This is a genomic window from Leifsonia sp. SIMBA_070, assembly GCF_046534635.1.
GTDB lineage: Bacteria > Actinomycetota > Actinomycetes > Actinomycetales > Microbacteriaceae > Leifsonia.
Genome location: NZ_JAWRYK010000888.1, coordinates 1 through 239, shown reverse-complemented (window position 1 = coordinate 239; position 239 = coordinate 1). Strand labels below are relative to the sequence as shown.

At 37.7% G+C, this 239-nt stretch carries 1 protein-coding gene; it reads left to right on the top strand.

The window, feature by feature from the left end; all coding sequences use genetic code 11:
* Positions 1 to 16 precede the first annotated feature (16 nt).
* The coding region (locus SB754_RS22775) for an ATP-binding cassette domain-containing protein (protein WP_410784537.1) at positions 17 to 239 on the top strand (223 nt) is incomplete at its 3' end.

Below are 239 nucleotides of genomic sequence, written 5' to 3'. Positions count from 1 at the left end.
CGGAAAAAAATAAGTCATGAAAAATACAATTATCAATATTCAGGATTTAAAACGCGAATTTAAAATGGGCGACGAAACAGTACGCGCCATAAAAGGAATTTCGTTTGCTATAGAAGAAGGCGAATTTGTAACGATAATGGGTTCATCTGGTTCGGGAAAATCAACCCTGCTCAATATTTTAGGATGCCTTGATCAGCCTTCTTCGGGACTTTATGAAATTGACCGAACTCCTGTTCGAA